The following is a 17,921-nucleotide window of genomic DNA, read 5'->3' as shown; positions in this document are numbered from 1 at the left end:
CTATGATTTACCAATTAATAGTGACAAGATCCCGGCAGCAATTAAAGGCCCTACAGGAACACCACGGAATAAAGCAACACCAATAACAGTTCCAACAAGTAAGCCTGCAACAGTAGAAGGTTGATGGGACATTAATGTGACACCTCGGCTACCTAACCAAGAAACGGCGATCCCGATGACAATTGCAAGAATCGATTTCCAATTCAAAAATGAGCTCAATACTTCATTTGCCGTTATTTTACCGCTCGCAATTGGCGCCATAACACCGATAGTTAAGATAAGTATCCCAATGGTTAAGCCATATTTTTCAACCCATGGAAAATAATTATTCAATGGTGTTATTCTGACCACCAATAAAAATAACATCGCAAGAGTGACTGTCATATTATGACTAATGATACCTAACCCGGCTAATACCAGTAGAATGATTAATGTTGGATCAACATGACTCATAGATTTATCCCTGTAAAACGCATAATTATAATTTATTAGCAGCAAATAGACTGATTTAAAAACATGTTATTGGCTCATCATCAAAGAAGCAAATATTAACGCCAACTCTTTTTATTTTTACGGTGACGATATTTTTATTAATAAAAAACCTTACTATTTCCACACAATGTATTAACTCAAGTGTGACATTTTAGTTGTTCTTTATTATCTATTTAGTACTTTTTAAAAAATGCCTTCTTAGCATATTTCACGGTGACAAGCCGAATTGTACAAAAATTAGCATGGCAATACAGATAACTCCCATCACCACCAAAACTTAAGCTAAATATTCGGAATATTTATCACTGTTTATTTTTTTATTTCTGCATTTTTTTTATATTTATCATCATAAAAACCAACTTGTGGTGCCTTTTGCTGAAGATAGTCCTAAATACCTTTACAACCAGACAATCCATCTCAATTACGTATAATAATCACCAATAATTAATACAGAAAAATCATAACTTAGCATTATTTATAATTTTAATGATTTACATGGTTGTGCGACGCTGTGCGCAAGCACAATGATTAGGATTAACAATATGAACCAATCTTTATCCCCCTTTTCTAACGCTCGTTTTATTGCTATCCGCTTAATGCCTGGGGAAGATGCGCTTTTAGCATTAAAACGAAAAATTGAGCAGCACGGCCTACAAGCGGCATTTATTGCCAGTAGCGTCGGCAGCTTAACTCATGTCGCACTGCGTTTTGCAGGCCAAGAGAACACTTTTCACACAACAGGCAAATTCGAAATTGTTTCATTAATTGGCACTTTAGATGCTAACGGCGAACACCTGCATTTGTCTGTCTCTGATGAAGAAGGGAAAGTTCTCGGTGGCCATATGATGCCGGGTTGTACTGTTAGAACAACATTAGAGCTGATTATTGGGGAACTTGAAAAAGTTAATTTCACTCGTGAACCTTGCCCTTTGTCTGGTTATGAAGAGCTTATCATCACTTCTCGCTAATTTTATTATTCCATTACTGTAAGGAATGACTTTGTCATGAGTAAAACGTCGATTATTTCTAGTCGTACACTAACTTTAATTGTTTTTTCTATTGCTATTAATATGGTTATTGGCCAATTAAGTTCAATGTTAAAACTGCCGATATTCCTAGATTCTATAGGAACATTAATTTGTGCATTATTAGCAGGCCCTTGGGTTGCGCTATTGAGTGGATTATTAACAAATCTATTATGGGGTTTACTCAGCGGCCCAATTGCAGAGGCTTTCGCCCCTGTCGCGATGATGATTGGTCTGAGTGCGGGGTTATTAGCTCGCGCAGGTGGTTTTCGCACCTTACCAAGAGTGATTTTATCCGGTGTTGTCATTACTTTTGCGTTGATGATCGTTGCTGTTCCCATTCGCACTTACTTGTTTGCAGGAACAACCGGTAGCGGCGCTGACTTTTTTGTCGCGTATTTTCACGCTGTTGGCGATAACTTATTAGAATCGGTGGCAATTACAGTATTAGGCGCCAATATTGCAGATAAAGTCGCATCAGCCATTATTGCTTGGTTATTGGTTCGACAATTACCAGAACGTGTCCAACGTAATTATCCAAATATGGCTAAGGTCCGTTAAATGCATCCATTTACCTCGCTGACAATTTGGTTTTGGCTCAGTGTAAGCTCGCTTTTCTTACCATTGAGCTGGCCATTAATTCTGCTAGGTTGCAGCACATTTGGTGTTTTATTATTTTGGCGGCCCGCACGCCACCGATGGAAAATAGTTGCGTGGATTATGCTTCCCATGGCGGCAGGGCTTTGGTTAATTCATGGTGGCTGGCTAGCTCAGCTATTAACCGGAGCCACATTAAAAAATAGCCGCCCTGAATTTGCGTTGGCATTATGGTTTAAGTTATTAACGATTATTAGCGCTTCTCAGCTTTGGTTGCAATATGTACCGACTGAACGTTTTATTCGTGCTTTGTTTGCAAGCCGTTTACCTGCAAGTTTTGCATACCTACTCGCGGGCCCGTTATTACTTGCAGAACAATTTCGCCAGCAATTGAACACTATCCGTGAAGCCCAATTAGCGAGAGGCGTTCCTCTTGATGGGCGCTTTTGGCAACGTGTTATATCGTTACCTGCCCTATTATTTCCACTTGCCAGTAATACGTTAAGTGAACTAAGTATTCGTGGAGCCGCATTAGATATGCGTGGTTTTCGTTATTGTGCCAAACGCACCACATTAAACCCGCCTAAAGATAGCTCACTCCAAGCCCTACTTAGATATGGGTTAGCTCTGTTAATTTTCATTGAAGGTGGTCTCTCTCTGTGGTGGTAAATCTACAACAAATGCGCTTCATTCCACAAGGTGCGGAGCAGTCCCTATTAGGGCCGATTGATCTTCAGCTAAACGCAGGCCAATGGCTATGCATATTTGGCGGTAACGGCAGCGGAAAAAGCACATTAGCGCAAATACTCGCCGGTTGGCACAATGACCTCATTCAGGGGAAAATCGAAGGAACCGCAGAGATATTACGAGCGCCCTTAGCTGACAACTCCGTGGTTCAGGTGTCTATATCACGCCAACTAGTTCAGCAATCCCCCCAATTACAACTTTCAGGCTGTGCGTTTACCGTTGAACAGGAAATTGCGTTCGGGCCTGAGAACCTCGGTTTAACACCCGACGAAATTAGTGAGCGAGTTGAGCTTGCCATTGAACTGACGTTTTGTGGGGCACTGCGAACGCGCCATCCTGCAACCTTGTCAGGCGGTGAAGCGCAACGAGTGGTGTTAGCAAGCGCATTAGCGATGCAACCCAAACTCCTGTTACTTGATGAAGCCTTTAGTCGGCTCACACCGAGTGCAACACAACGCATCTTAACGCAATTACAACGCTATACAGAACAAACAAGCTGTAGCATTATTTTTTTTGAGCGCAACTTATTACCAGCCATCAGTTTCTGTGACTCATTCCTTTTGCTGAATACGGGTAAAACCTTTTTAGAGGCTGGGAAAATGGTCGCAACAGGCGGTTTAAATGATGTTTTTCTTGATGCCATTGAAACAATCAATATGCCAGATGCTTGGCGTGCGGTAGGTGAACTGCTCAAATTAGGGTATTGGCAAGGAAATATTCCCCTCGATGAAGCACAATTGCTACAGATGTTTAAGGAGCGATATGTTACAGCTTGAAAACCTGAGTTATCGTTGGCCAAGTTCAACTATTGATAACATACAATCTTTATCTCTATCTATTCACCCTGGTGAATGGGTCGCTGTAGTTGGGGATAATGGTGCAGGTAAATCAACGCTATTGCGCCTTTTAGCGGGGTTATTGCGCCCAACACAAGGTGATATTCGGCTTGATAGCCTGCCGCTTAATCTTCTTTCCTCCCCACAAAGAGCTAACCATATTGGGATCTTATTCCAAGAAGCTGAGAAACAAATTTTTCATAGTTGTGTACGTGATGAAATTGCTTTTGGTTTAAAACGCCAAAAACATCATAAACGTGATATTCAAGCGCGAGTACAGCAAGCACTTGAAATTTGTCACTTATCCGATGTGGCGGATAAACACCCTTTAGATTTACATGCAGGCCAACGCAGGATGGTTGCTGTTGCCTGCTTAGAGGCTGTTTCACCTAAACTATTGCTACTTGATGAACCAAGCCGTGACTTTGATGCCTTTTGGATGCGAAAATTCGAAGACTGGCTGACACTACAACGCGAAAAAGGGGTAACTGTCGTTTCGATTAGCCACGATCTTGATTTTGTCGCCCGCCATTTTCAACGTGTAATACATCTATCAAATGGTAATCTAATCGCTGATGGTCAACCACTGGAAGTATTAGGTCATCCAGAGTTACAAGTTGAAAGCCCACTTCCCGCACCGACATTGATATCACTTAGTCAGCAACTACAAATAAATACTACTGATACCACTCTTTCATCATGGATCACACATTTTATTAACCAACAGTCGCGCCCGATTAATAACTAAAAAATAAAAAAATAGCCTGCAATGCAGGCTAAAATCTCATTCAAATTATAGGAAATTAATTAATCTAACTGCACGCCAATACGGCGGGCGACCTCTTCGTAAGCTTCAATTAGACCACCAAGGCTCTGACGAAAACGGTCTTTATCCATTTTATTCAGTGTTTCTTTGTCCCATAAACGGCTACCGTCTGGGGAAAACTCATCACCTAAGACAATCTGGCCTTTATACAAGCCGAACTCCAGTTTAAAATCGACTAAAATTAACCCTGCATCTGCAAAAATTTTACTGAGCACTTCATTGGCTTTGTAGCTTAGCTCACGCATTTTAGCCAAATTTTCTTTACTCACCCAACCAAAAGTCTCACAGTACGATTCATTCACCATCGGGTCGTGCTTGGCATCGTCCTTTAAGAATAAGTCAAATAAAGGCGGGTTTAACACCATGCCTTCTTCAACACCTAAGCGTTTTACCAGTGAACCCGCTGCACGGTTGCGGATCACACACTCAACCGGCACCATATCTAACTTTTTCACTAGAGCTTCTGTGTCAGACAATAATGCTTCCATTTGCGTTGGAATACCGGCTGCTTCTAATTTGCTCATAATGAAATGGTTAAACTTGTTATTTACCATACCTTTACGGTCAAACTGCTCGATACGCTCACCATCGAGTGCTGATGTATCATTACGGAACTCCAGAACCAGTAGATCAGGATCCTCTGTGGTATAGACTGTTTTTGCCTTACCACGATACAACTCAGCTTTCTTTTGCATCTTACACACTCCAGGGATGTGATTAAACTAAACAAAAATCAACCTGCACAGCAGATTCAGATAAGTAACAGAAGAACAAAAACCATTCAAATGGCCTATTCATTGTTAATTTTCTGCTCTGTTTCAGTCAGTTACTGAAATTCACTATGTAAAACGCTAACTAGCTGATATTCAATATTTTATAATTGACTGCTAATCATGATAATAAAATTCCGGAGCGGACGCAAACGATTACTTAACCATAAATACTGATTTTTTGTCCATTTGTTTTAAGTGAAAACATGAAAGATAAAATTAGCCTTCCAGAGAAGGAAAATTGAAACTGATGGAATGCTAATTAATAATTAACTAAGCATATAGGTTACGATAAGCATTAAATAAACAAAATACAGTGCAGAGAATAAACCATTGCCGAAGTTATTCTGCTGAGATTAAAGGCATTTTACTGATAACCACTAACCTATGCGTGTGAAACTCTATATCTTTACCCCAATACAAGTCTACCCAATTTAAGTAAAAATCATCCATATCTTTAATAAGGCTTAATGGGCGATCTTCTTCTTCACTATTTGAAGCATAAACATAGTATTTTTTATCAAATGCCCAGCTAATCATCGTTTCCCAGAAGCGTTGCCCTGCATCCGTTTGTTCTTCATTCGTTACCATAATGCAATATGAATTAAGGAGATACACAAAAAATTTCCGAGGTAATTCTTTTATAATTTCAATATATTGATGAACAGTACTTCGCCAAACCTTAATTTGTGTACACGTCGTTTTACCCATCACAATGTCTTGGCGAAATTTTAGTTCAACAAGATAGATAGTTTCCGGTTTTTCCCCATTAGCAATCAAGCGATATTGTTGTTTCCTGAGTGATTTTACTAGTCGGTAACCTTCCGGTATATCAAACCCCGGCAAACTAAAATCTATTACCCCTTTAGTTAGAAAACACTGTGTATTAACTATATTACTGGATGTTATTCTCAGTTTTTGGTTAAACTCAGCCCCTGATATTTTCCTTGGCATACAATCACGACTGTTTTTGATGGGTTTCATCGCGTGATTATCCATTTCTATTTTCCTTGATGTTAGCTATTTTCGTTGAAGTATATCCGAAAATAGTGGGATGACAAATCCATCAAACTGAAGTTAACCCTACCAATAATTGATGCTAAAAATGCCAATATACTATTAAAATTACCCATAAAAAAACCGCAGCTTGTATTTAAGCTACGGTTTAATTAGTCATCTAAAAATGTTGAATTATTGCTTTTTGGCTGGTGCTTTACTAAACGCCGCTTTCAGCGCAGCAACCATTTCATCATTTTGTTTTTGTGTTAAAGGAACACCTTTGGTGGTGATAAATTGCAGTGTACTACGGTTATTTAAATCACCGACCTGCACTTTATAATCCGCTTCTGGCACAGTTGGGTCATCAATGCCCAACGCCTGCCATTCTGAACTGCTTAAACCTTTATAAGTCACCATCACAGAACCACTTGAACGTGTACGGTCACCCACTTTCATGCCAACACTTTCTAAGGTGTGTGGTAAGCGTTCCCATACTGCATCAAATGGCGCACGAACAACAACTAAAGGTAAGCCAGTATCATCACTACCTGTTTGAACATCAATGATACCATAAGCATTTTGGATGCTATTTTTGTTTGAAGTATCACGCAACGTATATAAGTTATCGGTTAATTCATTCAATAACAGTTTGTTATAACGTTGAGTTTCGACAACATCGGTAATGGTCTCACCACCTTGACGTAAGCCTAAGCTGGTTACCGTTAACGCCATCATACCATTTTCTGGTTGCACTGTTACTTTATGGCGACTCTCAATCGGTACGTTTTCATCTGCACGATCCCATTTGACCCAATCGGTTTCAATTGAGCGAGAACCATCATCTTTAGATGAAACTGGAATACCTCTTTGCTCTAAGATCATCGTAACTTGTGACCAAAGTGCACTATTTTCAGGTGTATTTTCTAGCAACAAACGACTTGCTTGAGCGCTATCCTCTGTACGAGAACCCGCTAATTGCGAAATTGTCAGTACTGGCGGACGAATGTCTAACGCTTTCCCTATTGCCCCTGTTGATGTGGCTTTAGGGATATCATACTCACCATTTTGTTCTGGTAATGTCAGCCCTTGTGGCACATTCAACACTTTCAATGGCGCAGCATTGAGATATTCCTCATCACCACTGACCTGACGTTTATAGCGCTGATCGCTGGAGCAGGCTGCCAGTAACACGACAAGTGACAGGCCAGCAACCTTCATAACCTTCGATTTTTGCAATAATGTTGCCATTAAAATTCCCTAAATTTTACAGTAACCCAGCGAGCTTCAAGGCTTCCTCAACTTTTTGCTGGCCCGAGGTGGTTAACGGTGTCATTGGCAACCGTAATGTACCATCTGCAATCAGGCCTAAGCGATGACAGCCCCATTTCGCTGGAATTGGATTTGGTTCAACAAATAACTGAAGATGAAGCCCCATCAGTTTTTTATTTAATTCACGCGCCTCAGTATATTTGCCTGCAAGCGCTAAGTCACACATTTTTACCATCTGTGGTGCCGCAACGTTGGATGTGACTGAAATAACGCCTTGACCACCCAGTTGCATGAAATCAAGTGCTGTTGCGTCATCACCTGTTAACAGTACAAAATTATCATCAACCAGTTCTTTGATTTGATGAACCCTAGCTAAGTTCCCTGTTGCTTCTTTAATTGCAACAATATTCGCCAGTTTTGCTAAACGCCCAACGGTTTCAGGCAACATATCACAGCCAGTCCGTGATGGTACATTATAAAGAATCTGTGGCAAGCTCGTGTTTTCTGAAATTGCTTTAAAGTGTTGATATAACCCTTCCTGAGAAGGTCTATTATAATAAGGTGTTACCGTCAGGCAAGCAACTACACCACTGTTTTCAAACTCATTTGTCAGCGAAATAGCTTCAGCTGTCGCATTTGCGCCTGCTCCTGCAATAATAGGAATACGGCCATCCGCTAATTCAAGTGTCGCTTTCACGACATCCACATGTTCTTTGTGCGTTAAGGTTGCTGATTCGCCAGTTGTACCAACAGAAACAATCGCAGTTGTTCCGCTTTCAACATGATAATCCACCAATTTTTTTAAGCTGGCTTTATCTAAACGCCCCGCCGAATCCATTGGTGTGATAACTGCAACAATGCTTCCCGTTAAAAAATCTTTATAATTTGCGTTTCCATTAGCCATAGCGATACCCCCTCAATAATTGAACTACCATGTTACTTTTTCATTTCAAAGAAGAAAACCACCCAACAGCAAGAATTTAATGAATTTTGTTAATGCCGAGCACATTAACTTAAATAGAAGTAATAATTCACTGATATTTCTCGCAAGAGTCTATTTCCCCTCTTGGCAGATTGTCTTTTTTATGGTTTCCTTACCTTCATAGTCAGTCAGTTTTTAGTGCTAGAATTTTACTGCTATATTCTAATCAAATGTTTAACTGACATAATTAAAATACTAAGGAATAGACTTTGCCTAAGACTGAACAGCAATTTCTTGTCATTACTGCGCTGGGAACAGATCGTCCGGGCATTGTGAATACTATTACACGGCTAGTCAGCGAGTGTGATTGTAATATTGAAGATAGTCGCTTAGCGATGTTTGGCAAGGAATTTACCTTCATTATGATGCTTTCAGGCAGTTGGAATGCTATCACCCTTTTAGAGGCGACATTGCCACCTAAGGGTGCCGAGCTCGATTTGCTCATCGTAATGAAAAGAACCCAGAGTGTTCAAACAACCTATTACCCATCGACAGTAACAGTGAATGTTGTTGTTGACGATGCCCCCCGTATTGTCGAGCAATTCACAAATTTATTCACAACCTCGCAGTGTAATATCGCAGAGCTTGTTTCTAAAACACAACCAGCCAATAATGATATGCCCGCTCAACTGGAGATTCAGATTACTGCACACGACCCGTTGGACGATAATGGCATAATCATAAAAAATAAATTTCAACAACTGTGTACAATGCTAAATGCCAAAGGCAACATAAGTATTGTTAACAACCCCAATATGCAAAGTTAACGGAGATATATGTAATGAACCCATTGAAAGCCGGTGATAAGGCGCCTCAATTTAGCCTTCCTGACCAAGATGGTGAGCTCATCAATCTTTCTGATTATCAGGGTCAGCGCGTATTAGTTTACTTTTATCCTAAAGCGATGACTCCTGGTTGTACTGTTCAAGCGTGTGGTCTACGTGATGAAATGGATACACTTAAAGCGAAAGGTGTCGAAGTATTAGGTATTAGCACAGACAAACCAGAGAAACTGTCTCGTTTCGCTGAAAAAGAGATGTTGAACTTCACTTTATTATCAGATGAAGACCACCAAGTATGTGAGCAATTTGGGGTTTGGGGTGAAAAACAATTCATGGGGAAAACCTATGATGGGATTCATCGTATTAGCTTCCTCGTTGACCCTACTGGGAAAATAGAGCACGTCTTTGACAATTTTAAAACCAGTAACCACCACGAAATTGTGCTTGATTACATTAATACACACGCTTAATCGCCACATCTTAGTGCTGTATGCCCCCATACAGCACTATTCCTAACCTAGTTTTGTGATTCCGTTGGCTCTTCCGGCCATACGTGAATGACCGCTTTAATCAGTGTTGCTAATGGTATTGCAAAAAATACGCCCCAAAAGCCCCATAACCCACCAAATATCACAACAGATAAAATAATCACTAATGGATGCAAATTCACCGCTTCAGAAAACAATAAAGGTACAACAACGTTGCTATCCAAACCTTGGATCACTAAGTAAACCAACATTAGGTACCAAAATTCACTGCCAATACCGAACTGAAAGAGCGCAACAATAACCACTGGGATCGTGGCGGCTACCGCACCAATATAAGGGATTAATACCGCTACTCCGACAAGAACCGATAACAATACGGAATAGCGCAAGTCAAAATAAGCAAAACATAAATAGGTCGCCACCCCAACAATCACCATTTCTGTTACTTTCCCTCGTAAGTAGTTGGTGATTTGTTCATTCATTTCGACCCAAACTTTGCCCACTAACAAACGATTTTTGGGTAACAACTTAAGAAAGCTTTTGCTGATACGTTCTTTATCTTTTAAAAGAAAAAATGTCATCAAAGGCACTAGAACTAAGTAAACCGCCAAAGTAAAAATACCAATTAATGAAGCAACTGACGCTTTAACCACTGAGTCAGCAATACCCGACATGCGGCTGCGAAGGTTATCTGCCATCATATCAATAATGCCAACATCTACTAATGCGGGATATTGCTCTGGTAGTTTCTGTGCAAATTCATTGAAACGGTTAACCATATTCGGTAGATCGGCCATCAAATTAATCCCTTGCTGCCATGCCGTCGGCGCAATAATTAAAATAACCATGGCACTTATTCCAGCGAATAAGGTCAAAATAATGCCGACAGCAACTGAACGAGATAACCCTATACGCTGTAATAAATTGGTCGGCCATTCAAGTAAATAAGCTAAAGCAATTGCCGCCAGCAATGGAGCCAGTATACTGCTGAAAAAGAAGATGATCACAAACCCCGATACGAGTAATGTAAAGAGGGCTATGGCTTGTGGATCGGCAAAACGCCGACGATACCACTGTAAAAACAATTCCAGCATTTATTGCTCCTGGGGGAATTAGTGCAAAGGACAGTTCCTAAAGTAACGAAAATTATACCGAAGAACAGATTTTACGATAGCTTTTGCTATCATGTGTTTTAAACTTTTCGCGTTTTTAGGTGCCTTACTTAAACATACCCGAAATAAAGTCGGTACTTACCCTAAATTAAAATGTTGTATGGGATACTCACGTTTCATGAAGAAAACTTTAAAATATCCATTATTGGCTTTCATGATCGCTGCGCTAATGAACGGTGCAGTTTTACCTGCTTATAGCGCAATTGAAGATACCTTACCCGATATAGGAACGACGGCGGGAGGCACTCTTAGCATCAACCAAGAAATTATTATGGGAGACGCTATCACGCGCCAAATACGAGCCAGCACCCCTCTTATTTATGACCCTCTGTTAACTCAGTATGTTAACAAACTTGGTATGCGGTTAGTAAAAAATGCCGACTCAGTTAAAACACCGTTTAAGTTCTATTTGGTCAATAACCCCAATATTAACGCATACGCCTATTTTGGGGGTAATGTCGTACTGCATTCCGCATTATTTCGATACAGCCAAAATGAAAGCCAGCTCGCATCAGTCATGGCCCATGAAATATCTCACGTCACGCAAAGACACCTTGCGCGAATGATGGAAGACCAAAAAAGCACCACTCCTCTCGCGATTGCAGGGACCATTGGCTCTTTACTGTTAGTTATGGCGAATCCTCAAGCCGGTTTTGCTGCTCTAACAAGCACAATGGCTGGGGTTCAACAAGGTATGATCAGCTTTACCCAAGCCAATGAGCAAGAAGCTGACCGTATTGGATTACAGACATTAAGGCGCTCTGGCTTTGACCCACATGCCATGGCTGATTTTATGCAAACGATGTCAGACCAAACTCGTTATATGTCAAAGCCCCCTGAAATCCTATTAACGCACCCCTTACCGGATAGCCGTTTAGCGGATGCAAGAAACCGCTCGAATCAATATCCTAAAGTGAGTGTGCCATCATCACTGGATTTTATGTTAGCTCGCGTTCGTATTTTGGCCATGTATAGCACCGAGCAAAAACATGCCTTAGACCAAATCATTGAAAATTACGGAAAAGGTTCTGCACAAGAGCAAATTGCGGCACAATATGGTAAAGCGCTACTACTTTCTCAGGACAAAAAATATGCAGAAGCAGGTAAAATCCTGACAGAGCTATTAGCGAAACAACCTGATAACCCTTGGTTTATTGATAGCATGACTGATGTCGATATCGAACAAAATCAAGTTTCTAGAGCGGTTTCACGTTTACAAAACGCATTGAAAAAAACGCCAAAAAATACCGTATTCATTGTTAACCTTGCCAACGCATTAATTAATAATCATCAATATAAAGAAGCAACAACCTTACTGAATAAATATACGTTTGATTACCCTGATGACCCGATTGGCTGGGATTTACTGGCTGAAGCGTCTGCAAAGCAAGGTAAACGTACCGAAGAACTCGCCGCTTACGCAGAAGGAATGGCACTACGGGGTAATTATGACACTGCGATTAATTATCTCAGCGATGCTAGCCGTCAAAGTCGTTTAGGCAGCTATGAACAACAGCGTTATGACGCTCGCATTGATGCGCTTAGGAAACTACAATTACGTGACCAAAATGCAAAACCGTAAGGAGTTAAAATAATGACGGATTCGATTAAGATTTACCACAACCCACGTTGTTCAAAAAGCCGTGAAACCTTAGCCCTTTTAACTGATAAGGGTATCACTCCCACGGTGGTCGAATATTTAAAAACACCCCCAACGGTAGCTGAGATCAAAAAACTCCTTAAAATGTTAGGCTTTAAAGATGCTCGTCAATTAATGCGCACCAAAGAAGAGCTGTATAAGGAATTGAATTTAAACGATGACAGCTCAACTCAGGACCAACTTATTAAAGCGATGCATGAGAACCCTAAGTTGATTGAACGCCCTATCGTTGTTAATGGTGACAAAGCACGCTTAGGCCGCCCGCCTGAGCAAGTCTGTGAAATCTTATAGTCACTATTTTGGCAGCTATGCGGCTGCCAACTCGTTTAGTCTACTAAAGTTTTAGAATATCTTTTACGAAAGGGATCGTTAATTTGCGCTGAGCAACGATGGAAGCGTGGTCAAGTTTGTTTAAGATATCAAACAAAGTTCCCATTTTTCTATCTAAACGTTTTAATACGAAACGGCACACATCTTCCGGTAATTCGAAACCACGAATACGAGCACGTAATTGCAGTGCCCAAATTTTATCTTCGTCACTCAGTGGATGCAGTTTATAAATTTGTCCCCAATCAAGGCGAGACGCTAAATCAGGTAATTTCAGTTCGATTTGCCGAGGTGGCCTATCCCCAGTGATTAATAAACAAGTTCGGCCAATTTCCAAAATACGATTATATAAATTGAAAATCGCCATTTCCCACTCTTCATCACCCGCGATGCACTGAATATTATCAATACAAACGAGTGATAAATGTTCCATACCGTCTAGTACTTCAGGGACAAAATATGCACGTTTATCTAAAGGGACATAGCCTACTGCAATGCCTTGTTCAGACAGTTCAGCACAAGCCGCATGTAATAAATGGCTTTTTCCACCACCTTCTCGCGACCAATAATAGATATAACTACCGTGTGGTTGATTAATAGCAGACTGAATAGCAGACAGCAACGCCCCATTTTCCCCTGCATAAAAGCTTGCAAAGGTTTCATCATCTGGCAGATATAGTGGTAATGAAAGCTGTGATGGTGTGTTCAGAAGCGCCTCTGGCTGTACAAATCAATTTTCATCTAGCAGTTTACCATAAAAAACACGGATAGATGAATAAGAACGGTGAGCAAATGCCGCTCGATCAACCGAACGGCAATGGGGAAAATCACATGGCTTATTTTTTATTGCTATCAAGCTCTTGCACTTCAGATGTTACAAATTGCTTTTCAGGCCTAACAAACGTTATAAAACGGAACAATAATGCCATAAATATCCCGACAATCGTCGCCAGTGCCATACCTTTAAGTTCCGCTTGACCGATATGGATAACCGCACCACTAACACCAATAATTAAAATCACTGAGGTTAAAATCAAATTCTGTGGCTTGTTATAATCAACTTTTGAATCAATCAACACACGAATACCTGATGCACCAATTACCCCGTATAATAAGAGTGAAACCCCGCCCATCACAGGAACCGGCACTAATTGGATAGCAGCAGCTAATTTACCAACACAAGATAATAAAATAGCAATAATTGCAGCTCCGCCAATCACCCATGTGCTGTATACCTTGGTAATTGCCATTACCCCAATATTTTCACCATAAGTCGTATTCGGTGTCGAGCCAAAGAAACCTGAAATCACCGTCGAGAACCCATTCGCAAACATTGAGCGATGCAAACCTGGCGATTTCATTAAGTCACGCTCAACAATATTCGCCGTGACCACTAAGTGCCCTACGTGCTCAGCGATAACCACTAAGGCCGCAGGTAAAATGGTTAAAATAGCAAACCATTCGAAGCGTGGTGTATAAAATGTTGGGATAGCAAACCATGGCGCTTCAATAACCGGGGTAAAGTCTACAATTCCCATAAAATAGGACAATGCATAACCCGCTAAAAAACCAATCAAAATTGGGATTATAGATAAAAATCCACGGAAAACGACAGCACAGAGAATGGTCACAGACAGCGTGGTCAGGGAAATGATTAACGTGTTTGAATCTACCACTGCACCATCTTTAGGCAATAGCCCTGCCATACCTGCAGCGGTTTGAGCAAGCTCTAAACCAATTACAGCTACGATTGCCCCCATTGCCGCCGGAGGAAACATGACGTTGATCCACCCTCTTCCTGCAACTTTAACAATCAGCGCAACTATACAGAACAACACGCCACAAATGATAAAGCCGCCAAGTGCCAATTCATAACCTAATGGTAATAAAATCAACACAGGGGAAATAAATGCAAAACTTGAACCTAAATAAGCCGGAATTTGCCCTTTACAAATAAATAAGTACAGCAGCGTTCCTATTCCATTAAACAGCAAAATTGTCGCGGGGTTTACACCAAACAGAATCGGTACGATAACGGTTGCGCCAAACATAGCAAACAGGTGTTGAAGGCTCAGTGGGATAGTTTGTAATAATGGTGGTCTTTCTTCAACACTGATGGTGCGACGAGTCATGTGACTTTATCCTCTTTTAGCGAAATGGCTAATCACTGAATAAGCAGTGAGTCTCTACAATTAATCAAAAAAAAGCCGACTTCTCAGTCGGCTTATCATTATTTAGTACCAAATATCTTGTCGCCCGCGTCACCGAGACCCGGAACGATATACCCCTCTTCATTTAAATACTCATCAATTGAAGCGGTATATAATTCAACATCTGGATGCGCAGCTTCCAACGCTTTTAAACCTTCTGGCGCTGCAACAAGGACTAAGATTTTAATCGAGGTACAACCCGCATTTTTTAATAAATCAATAGTGGCAATCATTGAGCCACCCGTCGCTAACATTGGGTCAACCACTAATGCCATACGTTCTTCAATGTTAGATGCGAGTTTTTGGAAATAAGGGACAGGCTGCAGTGTTTCTTCATCACGATAAACACCCACCACACTGATACGTGCACTTGGAATACTATCTAATACACCATTCATCATACCAATACCAGCACGGAGAATTGGTACTACAGTGATTTTCTTACCTTTAATTTGTTCTATTTCTACAGGACCACACCAACCATCGATAGTCACTTTTTCAGTTTCAAGGTCAGCAGTTGCTTCATAAGTCAGTAGGCTACCAACCTCTGAGGCCAGTTCACGAAAGCGTTTTGTGCTTATATCATGATCTCGCATCAGGCCGAGTTTATGTTTAACGAGAGGGTGTTTTACCTCAACGATCTTCATGGGTTTCTCCTACTATTTAAGACGGCGGCGGACAAAAAAATCGCCGGATTATACCTCTTTTAGCTTTGGTTGCCACTAGATAACGCTTGATTTTGGTCAAAACAACAACGATTAACACAATTTTTTTTAGAATTATACCTTATCTCAGTTAAGTTGAAATTGGCTAAACCGCAAATTTGATTTAAATAAAATCATTTATTATTTTGCTGTACGGCTTCTATAACGTTCTCCTATTCTTTGATTGTGGTACCCAAAAATTTCCAACACAAAGCTATCGCAAACGTTTGCCTAGCCTGTTAGAATAATGTCAATGATGTTATTTTTCTCAAAAATGTAATTGCCTTGGGGGCCGTAGTGACTGATAAAACCTCTCTCAGCTATAAAGATGCCGGTGTTGATATTGATGCGGGTAACGCCTTGGTTGAACGTATTAAAGGTGTCGTAAAAGAAACCCGCCGCCCAGAAGTTATGGGGGGGCTTGGGGGATTCGGTGCATTATGTTCCCTACCGCAAAAATACCGTGAACCTGTTTTAGTTTCAGGCACTGACGGTGTCGGTACCAAATTACGCTTAGCAATGGATTTAAAACGTCATGACTCCATTGGAATTGACCTTGTGGCTATGTGTGTCAATGACTTGATTGTTCAAGGCGCAGAACCTCTGTTCTTCCTTGATTATTATGCAACCGGTAAACTGGATGTGGATACCGCTACTAGCGTGATTACAGGTATCGCAGAAGGCTGTAAACAATCTGGTTGCGCATTAGTTGGCGGTGAAACTGCTGAAATGCCTGGCATGTACCATGGTGAAGACTACGATGTGGCGGGTTTCTGTGTGGGTGTTGTTGAGCGCTCAGAAATCATCGATGGCAGCAAAGTGAGTGCTGGGGATGCCTTAATTGCTTTAGCCTCTAGCGGCCCTCATTCAAATGGTTATTCGCTGGTTCGCAAAATCCTTGAAGTCAGTCAAACCAACCCTGAAGAAACGCTATTAGATGGAAAACCTTTAGCTGATCACTTATTGGAACCAACACGCATTTACGTTAAAAATGTATTAGAGCTGATCGCAAATAGCGATATCCACGCCATTGCACACATAACCGGTGGGGGCTTCTGGGAAAATATTCCTCGCGTACTACCTGACAACACACAAGCGATTATTGACGGCAGCAGTTGGCAATGGCCCGCAGTCTTTAATTGGCTACAGCAAGCTGGTGATGTTAGTACCCATGAAATGTACCGTACCTTCAATTGTGGTGTGGGGATTATTATTGCTCTGCCACAGCAAGAAGTCGAAAATGCACTTGCTCTGCTGAACAAGCTTGGTGAAAACGCATGGCAAATCGGTACAATTGGTGCATTACCTGCGGGTGAAGAGCAGGTTGTGATCCGCTAATGAAAAAAATAGTTGTCCTCATTTCTGGCAGTGGCAGTAATTTGCAATCATTAATTGATAGCTGTCGCTCTGGGGCAATTGGCGCTCAAATTGTTGCTGTTATCAGCAACCAAGCCAATGCTTATGGGCTTGTTCGAGCACAACAGGCTGGGATCCCAGCCTGTTATTTAGATGCGAAACAATATACTGACCGCCAAGCATATGATGCTGCATTACTCGCGCAGGTTGACCAATTCCAGCCTGATTTAGTCGTATTAGCGGGTTTTATGCGTATCTTATCAGCCCAATTCGTCAACCACTTTGCTGGAAAATTACTCAATATCCACCCTTCTTTGTTACCTAAATACCCCGGTTTACATACACACCGGAAGGCGCTGGAAAATGGGGATAAAGAGCATGGCACATCGGTGCATTTCGTTACCGAAGAGCTGGATGGCGGGCCGGTTATTTTACAGGCCAAAGTGCCTATCTTTGAACAAGATAGCGAAGAAGATATTATCGAGCGGGTTAAAGCTCAAGAACATGCGATTTACCCATTAGTCGTTGAATGGTTTATCAGTGGCCGATTAACAATGCAAAAAGGTAACGCTGTGTTAGATAACCAAATTTTACCGCAACAAGGTTATGCTAACGAGTAACCTTCGTGACAGCGATAAATAGAGATTTAAGGGTGGATATCCACCCTTTTTTCGTCGTA

At 41.1% G+C, this 17,921-nt stretch carries 19 protein-coding genes and 1 pseudogene; 11 read left to right on the top strand and 9 right to left on the bottom strand.

The features are described 5' to 3' along the window. On the bottom strand, positions 1-453 hold the full coding sequence (locus P3L40_RS10305) for a DUF441 domain-containing protein (RefSeq protein WP_004253572.1): 453 nt from the start codon (positions 451-453) through the stop codon (positions 1-3). A 581-nt stretch (positions 454-1,034) separates the two neighbouring features. Between P3L40_RS10305 and P3L40_RS10300 the strand changes: the two genes are divergently transcribed. The 5 genes and pseudogenes from P3L40_RS10300 to P3L40_RS10280 all read left to right on the top strand — a co-directional run. Beyond that, positions 1,035-1,460: a PPC domain-containing DNA-binding protein gene (locus tag P3L40_RS10300; RefSeq protein ID WP_210853156.1), complete on the top strand. Its 426-nt coding sequence runs from the start codon at positions 1,035-1,037 to the stop codon at positions 1,458-1,460. Positions 1,461-1,496: 36 nt separating this feature from the next. Beyond that, on the top strand, positions 1,497-2,078 hold the full coding sequence (locus P3L40_RS10295) for an ECF transporter S component (protein ID WP_210853158.1): 582 nt from the start codon (positions 1,497-1,499) through the stop codon (positions 2,076-2,078). Next, entirely contained in the window at positions 2,079-2,783 is a 705-nt protein-coding gene (locus tag P3L40_RS10290) for an energy-coupling factor transporter transmembrane component T (RefSeq protein ID WP_136135132.1), read from the top strand. Further along, on the top strand, positions 2,774-3,637 hold the full coding sequence (locus P3L40_RS10285; RefSeq protein WP_136135133.1) for an energy-coupling factor ABC transporter ATP-binding protein: 864 nt from the start codon (positions 2,774-2,776) through the stop codon (positions 3,635-3,637). The genes P3L40_RS10290 and P3L40_RS10285 overlap by 10 nt, the downstream gene beginning before the upstream one ends. A gap of 52 nt (positions 3,638-3,689) precedes the next feature. Then, positions 3,690-4,445, top strand: a pseudogene (locus P3L40_RS10280) (energy-coupling factor ABC transporter ATP-binding protein); the annotation flags it as partial. Positions 4,446-4,504: 59 nt separating this feature from the next. Here P3L40_RS10280 and purC read toward each other — a convergent pair. The 4 genes from purC to dapA all read right to left on the bottom strand — a co-directional run bounded on the left by purC (position 4,505) and on the right by dapA (position 8,465). Beyond that, positions 4,505-5,218, bottom strand: a complete 714-nt coding sequence (gene purC / locus P3L40_RS10275; RefSeq protein WP_004253553.1) for a phosphoribosylaminoimidazolesuccinocarboxamide synthase — start codon at positions 5,216-5,218, stop codon at positions 4,505-4,507. Positions 5,219-5,635: 417 nt separating this feature from the next. Further along, complete coding sequence (locus tag P3L40_RS10270) at positions 5,636-6,292, bottom strand: hypothetical protein (RefSeq protein WP_228677083.1); 657 nt, start codon at positions 6,290-6,292, stop codon at positions 5,636-5,638. A gap of 192 nt (positions 6,293-6,484) precedes the next feature. Continuing rightward, entirely contained in the window at positions 6,485-7,540 is a 1,056-nt protein-coding gene (bamC, locus tag P3L40_RS10265) for an outer membrane protein assembly factor BamC (protein WP_004253551.1), read from the bottom strand. 16 nt (positions 7,541-7,556) lie between these two features. After that, complete coding sequence (gene dapA, locus P3L40_RS10260) at positions 7,557-8,465, bottom strand: 4-hydroxy-tetrahydrodipicolinate synthase (RefSeq protein ID WP_004253550.1); 909 nt, start codon at positions 8,463-8,465, stop codon at positions 7,557-7,559. 287 nt (positions 8,466-8,752) lie between these two features. Between dapA and P3L40_RS10255 the strand changes: the two genes are divergently transcribed. Both P3L40_RS10255 and bcp read left to right on the top strand, forming a co-directional pair. Beyond that, entirely contained in the window at positions 8,753-9,310 is a 558-nt protein-coding gene (locus tag P3L40_RS10255) for a glycine cleavage system transcriptional repressor (protein WP_004253549.1), read from the top strand. Between the two features lie 14 nt (positions 9,311-9,324). Beyond that, complete coding sequence (bcp, locus tag P3L40_RS10250; RefSeq protein ID WP_004253548.1) at positions 9,325-9,795, top strand: thioredoxin-dependent thiol peroxidase; 471 nt, start codon at positions 9,325-9,327, stop codon at positions 9,793-9,795. 47 nt (positions 9,796-9,842) lie between these two features. On the opposite strand, the gene P3L40_RS10245 is transcribed toward bcp, so the two are convergent. Continuing rightward, positions 9,843-10,907, bottom strand: a complete 1,065-nt coding sequence (locus tag P3L40_RS10245) for an AI-2E family transporter (RefSeq protein ID WP_004253547.1) — start codon at positions 10,905-10,907, stop codon at positions 9,843-9,845. A gap of 196 nt (positions 10,908-11,103) precedes the next feature. Here P3L40_RS10245 and P3L40_RS10240 point away from each other — a divergent pair, with 196 nt between their 5' ends. Both P3L40_RS10240 and arsC read left to right on the top strand, forming a co-directional pair. Further along, positions 11,104-12,567 (top strand): tetratricopeptide repeat protein, encoded by a 1,464-nt coding sequence (locus P3L40_RS10240; protein WP_210853160.1) that lies wholly within the window; start codon positions 11,104-11,106, stop codon positions 12,565-12,567. 12 nt (positions 12,568-12,579) lie between these two features. Continuing rightward, the gene (gene arsC / locus P3L40_RS10235; RefSeq protein ID WP_210853161.1) at positions 12,580-12,936 is read left to right on the top strand and encodes an arsenate reductase (glutaredoxin); all 357 of its coding nucleotides are present in this window, start codon (positions 12,580-12,582) and stop codon (positions 12,934-12,936) included. Between the two features lie 43 nt (positions 12,937-12,979). On the opposite strand, the gene hda is transcribed toward arsC, so the two are convergent. The 3 genes from hda to upp all read right to left on the bottom strand — a co-directional run bounded on the left by hda (position 12,980) and on the right by upp (position 15,829). Then, complete coding sequence (gene hda / locus P3L40_RS10230; RefSeq protein WP_036957653.1) at positions 12,980-13,681, bottom strand: DnaA inactivator Hda; 702 nt, start codon at positions 13,679-13,681, stop codon at positions 12,980-12,982. 127 nt (positions 13,682-13,808) lie between these two features. Beyond that, positions 13,809-15,104, bottom strand: coding sequence for a uracil permease (uraA, locus tag P3L40_RS10225; protein ID WP_004253542.1), 1,296 nt, complete (start codon positions 15,102-15,104; stop codon positions 13,809-13,811). 98 nt (positions 15,105-15,202) lie between these two features. Further along, positions 15,203-15,829, bottom strand: coding sequence for a uracil phosphoribosyltransferase (gene upp / locus P3L40_RS10220; RefSeq protein ID WP_004253541.1), 627 nt, complete (start codon positions 15,827-15,829; stop codon positions 15,203-15,205). A gap of 354 nt (positions 15,830-16,183) precedes the next feature. On the opposite strand from upp, the gene purM reads away from it, so the two are divergent. Together purM and purN are read left to right on the top strand one after the other, a co-directional pair. Then, positions 16,184-17,224 carry a phosphoribosylformylglycinamidine cyclo-ligase gene (gene purM / locus P3L40_RS10215; RefSeq protein ID WP_094960484.1) on the top strand — a complete coding sequence of 347 codons (1,041 nt, stop codon included), beginning with the start codon at positions 16,184-16,186 and terminating at the stop codon, positions 17,222-17,224. Next, positions 17,224-17,862, top strand: coding sequence for a phosphoribosylglycinamide formyltransferase (purN, locus tag P3L40_RS10210; RefSeq protein ID WP_096863895.1), 639 nt, complete (start codon positions 17,224-17,226; stop codon positions 17,860-17,862). The genes purM and purN overlap by 1 nt, the downstream gene beginning before the upstream one ends. The last annotated feature ends 59 nt before the right edge of the window (positions 17,863-17,921 follow it).

The sequence above is a fragment of the Providencia sp. PROV040 genome (genome assembly GCF_032706145.1).
Taxonomy (GTDB): domain Bacteria; phylum Pseudomonadota; class Gammaproteobacteria; order Enterobacterales; family Enterobacteriaceae; genus Providencia; species Providencia hangzhouensis.
The sequence above is the reverse complement of the archived record's forward strand: the minus strand, read 5'-3'. Positions and strand labels throughout refer to the sequence as shown.